The organism is Sulfuricella denitrificans skB26 (assembly GCF_000297055.2).
Taxonomy (GTDB): Bacteria; Pseudomonadota; Gammaproteobacteria; order Burkholderiales; family Sulfuricellaceae; genus Sulfuricella; species Sulfuricella denitrificans.
This window is the reverse complement of the sequence record NC_022358.1, coordinates 78,954-86,619: the sequence shown is the minus strand read 5'-3', so window position 1 is coordinate 86,619 and position 7,666 is coordinate 78,954. Positions and strand designations below refer to the sequence as shown.

Sequence of the window (7,666 nt, the reverse complement as noted above, 5' to 3'; positions counted from 1 at the left end):
TTTCATTGGGGCGAAATAGAGAGTGTTGATATGATCCTGGTAAAGTTAATTTTTGTAGCAAGTTGCTACATTTCATATTCAGGGTTAGTGCTGAACTCTGTAGTACTAAAGGTTAATGGTAGGAGAAACTTCCCTTGGTTGTGGTGTCGTTATTTTGTTACGCCTGCACTCGCCGCTATCCAGCGGGCACCCCGGGTGAAGTTATTAAGGACGCCAAAGGAAATGGCCGCTGGTGCTGTGAGAAATGTGCCAGCGCCAAACGTGAGGCGGCGAAACGTAAGAAGAGTCCATCTCAATCCCCAAAAAATAGCTGACTCAGTTTGTATTCAGCGGACTGCCCAGTGCAACCACCTCAATAAGCCACCCTGAAAGTCGGACTATCCTCCGGCCGCATCTTTCGCCGATCGTAAATGCGCGTCGTCGAAATGTTGGCATGTCCCAGCCACTCCTGGACCTTGGCAATATCCGCTTCGTGTTCCAGTGCATTGGTCGCCGCCGTCGCACGTAGCGCATGCGGCCCGAACCCGGCTACATCCATACTCAGTCCGGCAGCATAGCCGGCCAGCATCTTGTAGATCCCATCGGCAGTGATCGAAGCCCGCTTGTCACTATGCATAGTGTTCCTGATCGGACGGAACAGGGCGCCTTGCGCATCATCGGTATGGCCAGCCGCTTGCAGATAAGCATCAATGAGTCCGGCTGTCCCTGGATGCAGTGGCAAATAACGCAACTTCCCACCCTTGCCGTGAACGCGTAAATGCATCACGCCACGCCGCTGCTGCAGATCGCCCACCAGCAACGTGCACAGCTCAGCCCGGCGTAAGCCGTGATACAACAGAGTAGATAAAATCGCGCGGTCACGCTGTCCCAGTAACGTATGGGTATCCGGTGCATCAAGTAGGGCTCGTGCCTGATGATTACCAATTGCTGGAGTTTTTCCTTCAGTGCTTTCCATCTTCGGGCGCTTCACGCCCTTGACCGGGTTACTGGTCACCGCATTCGATTCACACAGATAGTCGAACAAAGAAGACAGTGCCGCCAGCTTGCGCCGGATGGTCGCCCCTGACAGGGCCCGCGATTCCAGATCTTTCCGCCAAGCAAGCAGGTGCGCGCGGGTGATACTACGAAATTGATCAGGCTGGCTGATCCCGGTAAAAACCATGAAGGCCTGCAAATCGCATTGGTAAGCCCGGCGGGTTTGCGGGTTGTCGATATTGGCAAACCAGGTGATCGCCGGCGGTACTTCCGCCAACTGATGGAATTGAGTGGCAGTCAGCACGCATTCCTGAGTTAAAGCACCAGAGGTCGATGATAGTTGCGGCAATTCATGATTCATCATGAGGGAATCTCCAGTGCCTGTGCAGCAGCAATCAAAGACTCGACACGGGCGATCAACTCTTCAACAAACCCCGCCGTAACATCAAGATCGCCCTCATACTCAGCCAAATTGCGTTTCTTGTGAGCCTGATTGAGCAATAACCACTGCTCCGGTTTGTATCCCAGGGTATGTTCCAGGCACTGAAAGACCAGATAGCGGTTGTCACTACGGTATCCATGGACACGCAGGGCAGACAATGCCGCCGCATGCGCAGCATTGTAGGCAAGGTCAAAGCGGCTTTCCAACGAAAGGGTGGATAGTTTGGCATCTTGCAAACGAACGGTCGCCGAACGTAACAAACCTGCTCGCTCCCGGGCATCAGGCAGCTCCGCCTTGAGCTTGCCGATACGCGCCAGATTAGCCAGTGCTACTGAGCCGGGTAATGTCATGTTCCGATCCTTTCACAAAGATTTTAGGCTGCTCCAGCACCCGCATGATGAATGACTTGCCATCATGGACGCGTTGCGCAAATTCGTCAGGCGTATAGAACGTTGGGTTGACCGCGCGACTCAGTTGCGCATGGGCGGGCAATAACGCTTCAAGCAATTGCGCATTCGACATCGCTGACCCAACGACCATCAAATCCACGTCACTACCCGCGTGCTCGACGCCTTTGGCCAGCGAACCATAAACGAAGGCCAGCTCTACCTGCGGCCATAGCGGCTGCAGTGCTGCACGCAACACATCGGCCACGCCGAAGGTTTTAAGCACAATCCCGCGCAGCTCTTCAAAGATGGGCGCGTCAGGGTTAGCCTGGTAATGCTTCTGGTTGCCCACCCGTCGCACCGTCACCAGGGCGGCCGCTTCCAGGCGTGCCAGTTCTCGTTGTACTGCGCCAGAGCCTGAGGCGGCCAGTGTAATAATTTCATTGGCGTAAAATGAGCGCTGCGACTGGCCAAACAGCACCGCCAGCACCCGCTGTTGTGTTTTTGTGAAAAGCGCATCTGCGTACATACCCATAAAGGGCATAGTAAGCCCCAATATGGGCATTGTCAATCGATTGAATCATTACTGGAGTGCTACGGGGATGTCATTCTGGAGTTACTATTGATAACGCCTTTTATCAATAGTTAATCGAGTGGAGAAAATACGCGGTGGGAGAGGTCCTCGGAAAGTCGGTGATATTTTAAGCAGCCGGTTTCAGCGAGAAGTTTGTGTGAATAGGCCAGAAATATGGCGCACCGCTACAGCGACCCCAATGTGGCGATGCCGCTTGGGCATGAGAGCTGCATAAAGCAAGCAGGAAGGCCCGGAATATTTACATGTTTTCTTCTGGCGCTGAAATATCGAGTTTGCGCATCTTCTCCCACAGGTTCTTGCGGGTGATGCCGATGGCGGTGGCAGTTTCCTTGATGCGCCATTGATGGGCGGTTAGCGCCTGTTCGATGTAGTGTCGTTCGGTGGTGCGGAGGTGATGGGTGAGGCTGCCTACCGTCGCTTCTTCTTGTTCGTTGGAAGACAGCGTCTGGTCGAAAAGATCCTTGGTCGTGAGTACGGGGTTGGCGGATAGAATGCAGGCGCGTTCGATGCAGTTACGCAGTTCGCGTACGTTGCCGGGCCAGGAAAAAGTCACCAGGGCCTGCGTTGCGGCAGGGTGGAAGCTGTGCTGCACCCCGGATTCGGCGGCGAACTCATCGAGGAAGCGATCAGCCAGCCACAGGATATCCTCCAGGCGCTCACGCAGCGGCGGGACGGGGATGTGAATGACGTGGATTCGATAATAAAGATCTTCGCGGAACTCCCCCAGTTTCACCATTTTTATCAGATCCTGGTGGGTGGCGCAGATCAATCTGATCTCCACCGGTATCGGCTTTTCACCTCCCACCCTCACGATGGCGCGCTCCTGGATGGCGCGCAACAGCTTGACCTGCATCGCGAGCGGCATGTCGCCGATTTCGTCGAGGAACAGGGTGCCGCTGTGGGCCTGTTCGAAATAGCCTTTTTTCTCCCGGTTGGCGCCGGTGAAGGCGCCTTTTTCGTGGCCGAACAACTCCGCCTCAAGCAGGGATTCGGTCAGCGCGCCACAGTTGACGGCGATGAAGGGACGCTTGCCTTGCGGGTCACGCAAGTCGTGCAGGGCGCGGGCGACCTTTTCCTTGCCCACGCCGGATTCGCCGGTAATCAGCACTGTTCCTGAGCTGGCTGCAACCCGTGCCAGCATCGCCTCGATTTCGCGCATGGCGCTGGAAATGCCAAGTACGAACGCTTCGCCCGGCAGGGTCTGGTCGCGCTGGCAAAGGTTGCGGACCTTATCGAGCAGGGTGTTGACCTGAAATGGTTTGGTCAGATAGTCCTCCGCCCCCAGCTTGAGCAGGCGCACCGCGTCGTCGATCGCGCCGAAACCGGTGATGAAAATGAACGGCGGTAGCGCCATGCCGTCGGCCAGCAGTTCCTCGAATAACACCTGGCCGCTGATATCGGGCAAACGGATATCGCTGATCGCTACCTGGTAGTGCTTGTTGGCCAGCGTCAGTCGTGCTTCCTGCCCGGTGCGGAACCAGTCGCAGGCGTAGCCTTCCATTTCGAAGCGCTCCATCAGAGATTCACCCATGATTTCGTCGTCCTCGATCAGGCAGATGCGGGCGGGGGGTGTACTCATGATAGGCGCTCCAGGGGTAGACGCACGGTGAAACGGATGGTGCCGGGCGCGTTTTCGGCGGCGATGCTGCCACCCAGCTGCTGTACGATCTGGTAGGTGACCCACAGGCCAAGCCCATGTCCGCTTTCCTTGGTGGTGGCGAAAGGCTCGAACAGGTGGGTCATCTGTTCATCCGTCAGCGGCTTGCCATCGTTGGCGATCGAAATGACAAGTTCCCCAGCAAGGGGCGAGATGGCACTTTCGACATAACCGCCCTCAGGTGCGGCTTGGATTGCATTCAGCAGCAGGTTGATCAGTATCTGGCGCACATCGGTGGCGGGCAGGGCAACTTCGCCTGTCAGCTCATTGCGCCATTCCAGGCGCAGATTTTTTTTCTGCGTCTGAGGCTGAAGCAGCGTGCGCACGTCCTCGATGTCGTTCGGCGCCAGCGGGCGACTCTGGGCGCGGGCCTCAACCAGCAGGGCTCGCACCGTGTCGCTGATCTGTATCAGTCCCCGCTCCAGCATCCCGATTGTCTTCATCACGCGCGGATCGATGTCCGGGCGATGCTTGAGCGTATCCACGGCGGTCAGCATTCCACACAGGGGGTTGTTGACCTCGTGGGCGATGCCGGCTGCCAGCGACCCCACCGCAGCCAGTCGCTGGGATTGCACCATTTCGTTTTTCATTCGCTCGCTTTCCCGCAGTTCCTCCACCATCTCCGCGAATGCGATAAACAACTGTCCCAGCTCGTCCTGATAGGCGTAGGCGTCAGAATCGAGCGCATCTGGAATGCGCGTCCCGATTTCGCCCATGCGGGAAGATAGTTGCACCAGCGGCACCGCCATGCGGCGCCCCCAGTACCAGTTGATCGGCAACAGCACCACCAGCACCAGCAATGTGATGCTGCCGGCGCGCAAAGCGGTTGCCCTGAAGCGTGGAACGGAGACCGTTTTCGAATAAAGAATCAGCAGGGTGCCGAGCCGCTTTCCACCATCGGAAATGGGTGCGGCGACAAAAATCTGGTCGGAGCCTTCAATCTCGAAACTTTGGGTGGTTTCTTCTTTAACATCTTTCAGTTTCTCCGCCAGTTCCGCATAGTGCGGCCCGAAGCGGTGGAAATCGGCCAGAGTGGGATAGGTCTCGGGGAGTGTCGAAACGTAAACCCGCTCCTGGTTGTCCAGCAGGATCAGTGCACTCGCCTGGACGGGATTTTCCGGCGTGGCGCCGTGGAAGGGTGCATTGATGATCTCGAAGGCGCGCCATACGTCGTCGTGCAGCATGGCCGGAAACAGCGTGTTGGAGAGAGTGCGTCCCAGGCTGTCGGCACTGATGAGCACGTCCTGGCGCAGGTCGTCGTAGGCACGGAACATCAGGGTCAGCCCCACCAGGCCAGCGGTGACCAGAATCAGCAGGCTGCCCCAGAGCGGAATCTTGGCGCGGAAGCTGAGATTGAACAAAGACTTTATCACTCGCCCAGGACCTTCATCATTTCTGTGACACCCCGGTAGATGGTGGGGTCTCCGGGCGTGAAGCCGTCCAGGTTGAGACGGCGCAACAGCGCAACGCCATCGGCGTCCAGCCCCATATTAACCAACCCTTTCTGCATAGTCCTGAAATCACCGTTGCTGACCGAGCGGTGGGCGATGAAGGGCGGGAAGCCATACTCCGGGGAACGGGAAATGATGCGGGTGCGCGCGGTCAACTCCGGACTGACTTTGGCCAGCGTGTCCCACACAAAGCTGTCCACTGCGGCGCCTTGGGCCACGCCGCTGGCCACCGCCTCGATGGCCTTGCGGTGCGACCAGGTGAAGAAGGTGCGGCTGAAAAATTTTTCCGGGTCCTCGTCCATCTGATGGAGCTGGTAACGGGGCACCAGGAAGCCGGTGTTGGAGTAGGGATCGGCATAGGCGAACACCTTGCCCCTGAGCTGGGCGAGCGACTGGGTGTGCAGATCGCGGGCGGAAACAATCAGGTAGGAACGGTACGTCGGCTTGCCTTGGTTGACGGGCACGGCCAGCAGCCGTACCTGATCCTTGAGATGCACATAGGGATAGTCGCAAATCCAGGCGAATTCCAGCTTGCCCAGCCGCAGCAGATCCATGGTTTCGCGGTAGCTGTCGCGCTGCACGAACTCGATCTTGTGTCCCAGCTTCTTTTCCAGATAGGCGCGCCAATCGTCGAGCACGACGTGCTGATCGTGGAGAAAGGCCGGGGTCATGCCCACCCGCCACGCAGGGGATTCTGCCAGAACGGGTGCGGCAATGCCCAGCACAGCGAAAAAAGCAAGAATCCTTAATAGATAGCGCAACATGCTGTTCTCCATTTTCCAGGTCGGGTGGTTCTTATCTGGTAACCCCTTCCATTTGAAGGTTACCAGATGGTGACCATGTATTGTCAAGTTCTCACTGATATTCCTGGATTTACTTTGAGTTCGACTATCTGCTATGGCTGCCAAGCCAACACTACAGGCGTTCACAACGAGGTGGATCGGTTCTTGCAGCACCACTCGATATATTCTGCAATCTCTGGTGAGTCTGATGCAATCCCAAGAATTAAAATCCCGCTATGGACTGTCCTTGCAGCAAGAAGCTTGCCTTGCCGTGCGTTCATCACCCGCAGCTTGTTCGCGCTGCGCCGCAGCCTGTCCGACCGGGGTGCTGGCGGTGGGCGAGCTGGGCGTCAGCCTCGCCGATGGCTGTCTGGGATGCGGACGCTGCGTTGCATCCTGCCCCAGCGGCGCGCTGTCGGCACGGGGATACCAGATTCCCGATGGGTTACCGGAAGGTAACCTCGATATTACCATCGAATGCTGGAAGGTGCCGCCCCGTTTACTTGCTAAAGGTACCCACGCCGTTCCCTGTCTGGGCGGTCTTTCGGCGGCTTCCTTGCTGGAGTGCGTGCTTGCAGCGGGCGAAGGGCAGGCCGTGGTACTGGTGGATAGGGGCTGGTGTGCGACATGCCAAGCTGGCGGTTCGGCCCAACCCCCCGTGGCTACACAACTCGAATTTGTGCGGCGCGCCCTGACGCGCCTCGGCTGGCCGCAACAGAACCTACCCGAAATACGGCGTGATCCGCTGCCTGCCACGCTCATGCCCGAAGAGATTCCTGTTCCTGCCGAGCGCGAGGCGATCGGGCGGCGTGCTTTTTTCAGCTTCCTGGCAGGCAAGGCCGCCGACGTGGTGATCGAACGAACTGCACCACCAACCAGGACATTGCCGCGCAGCCTCATCCGGCAGGGTGAAAAAACCTTCCCGGAGCGGATACGCCTGATCGCAGCTCTGGAGAGCCTGGCAGCACTACGCGGCGTGCCGCTGCCGGCGGATTTGTTCCCGGCGATTTCAATTTCGGATGCCTGCGCAAACCATGGTGTTTGCGCAGGCATGTGCCCAACGGGTGCGCTGTCACGCTATGAGGACGATGCCGCAACTGGAATCCGCTTTGAACCCTGGCTATGTACGAGTTGCGGGCTGTGTGCCAGAAGCTGCCCGGAGGGTGCGCTGGATCTCGATCTGGCCCAGTCCGTGGATGGCGCCATGCACGGCCAGCACGAACTGACACGCTTGCCATGGGGTGTCTGCATGTCCTGTCACGAGCGTTTTGCATCGCGCGGCAAAAGCCTGTGCCCGCGCTGCGAAAAATCCCGTAGTTTGGCCGCCGATCTCTTTGGCACGATGTTTGCATAGAGATAATCAGATGCTCATATCCTT

Annotated in this window: 7 protein-coding genes; 1 reads left to right on the top strand and 6 read right to left on the bottom strand. The window is 57.7% G+C overall.

Going from position 1 to position 7,666, the window contains the following annotated elements; translation table 11 throughout:
• Positions 1 to 352: 352 nt before the first annotated feature.
• The 6 genes from SCD_RS15480 to SCD_RS15455 form a co-directional block, all read right to left on the bottom strand.
• On the bottom strand, positions 353 to 1,336 hold the full coding sequence (locus SCD_RS15480; protein WP_021035849.1) for a tyrosine-type recombinase/integrase: 984 nt from the start codon (positions 1,334 to 1,336) through the stop codon (positions 353 to 355).
• A complete protein-coding gene (locus tag SCD_RS15475; protein ID WP_009207750.1) occupies positions 1,336 to 1,767 on the bottom strand; it encodes a hypothetical protein in 432 nt (143 codons plus the stop codon). Before SCD_RS15475 ends, SCD_RS15480 begins: the two co-directional genes overlap by 1 nt.
• A complete protein-coding gene (locus tag SCD_RS15470; protein WP_009207749.1) occupies positions 1,736 to 2,338 on the bottom strand; it encodes a nucleotidyltransferase domain-containing protein in 603 nt (200 codons plus the stop codon). Before SCD_RS15470 ends, SCD_RS15475 begins: the two co-directional genes overlap by 32 nt.
• Before the next feature lie 298 nt (positions 2,339 to 2,636).
• Entirely contained in the window at positions 2,637 to 3,977 is a 1,341-nt protein-coding gene (locus SCD_RS15465) for a sigma-54-dependent transcriptional regulator (RefSeq protein ID WP_009207748.1), read from the bottom strand.
• Positions 3,974 to 5,428 (bottom strand): sensor histidine kinase, encoded by a 1,455-nt coding sequence (locus SCD_RS15460; protein ID WP_009207747.1) that lies wholly within the window; start codon positions 5,426 to 5,428, stop codon positions 3,974 to 3,976. Before SCD_RS15460 ends, SCD_RS15465 begins: the two co-directional genes overlap by 4 nt.
• A complete protein-coding gene (locus SCD_RS15455) occupies positions 5,425 to 6,270 on the bottom strand; it encodes a substrate-binding domain-containing protein (protein WP_009207746.1) in 846 nt (281 codons plus the stop codon). The genes SCD_RS15460 and SCD_RS15455 overlap by 4 nt, the downstream gene beginning before the upstream one ends.
• A gap of 226 nt (positions 6,271 to 6,496) precedes the next feature.
• Between SCD_RS15455 and SCD_RS15450 the strand changes: the two genes are divergently transcribed.
• The gene (locus SCD_RS15450; protein WP_021035848.1) at positions 6,497 to 7,642 is read left to right on the top strand and encodes a DUF362 domain-containing protein; all 1,146 of its coding nucleotides are present in this window, start codon (positions 6,497 to 6,499) and stop codon (positions 7,640 to 7,642) included.
• Positions 7,643 to 7,666 lie beyond the last annotated feature (24 nt).

What these genes read in the sequence shown, in the direction of transcription:
- SCD_RS15470 (WP_009207749.1), bottom strand. Translation starts at nt 2,338, where the DNA reads ATGGGTATGTACGCAGATGCGCTTTTCACAAAAACACAACAGCGGGTG.
- SCD_RS15475 (WP_009207750.1), bottom strand. Translation starts at nt 1,767, where the DNA reads ATGACATTACCCGGCTCAGTAGCACTGGCTAATCTGGCGCGTATCGGC.
- SCD_RS15455 (WP_009207746.1), bottom strand. Translation starts at nt 6,270, where the DNA reads ATGTTGCGCTATCTATTAAGGATTCTTGCTTTTTTCGCTGTGCTGGGC.
- SCD_RS15465 (WP_009207748.1), bottom strand. Translation starts at nt 3,977, where the DNA reads ATGAGTACACCCCCCGCCCGCATCTGCCTGATCGAGGACGACGAAATC.
- SCD_RS15450 (WP_021035848.1), top strand. Translation starts at nt 6,497, where the DNA reads ATGCAATCCCAAGAATTAAAATCCCGCTATGGACTGTCCTTGCAGCAA.
- SCD_RS15480 (WP_021035849.1), bottom strand. Translation starts at nt 1,336, where the DNA reads ATGAATCATGAATTGCCGCAACTATCATCGACCTCTGGTGCTTTAACT.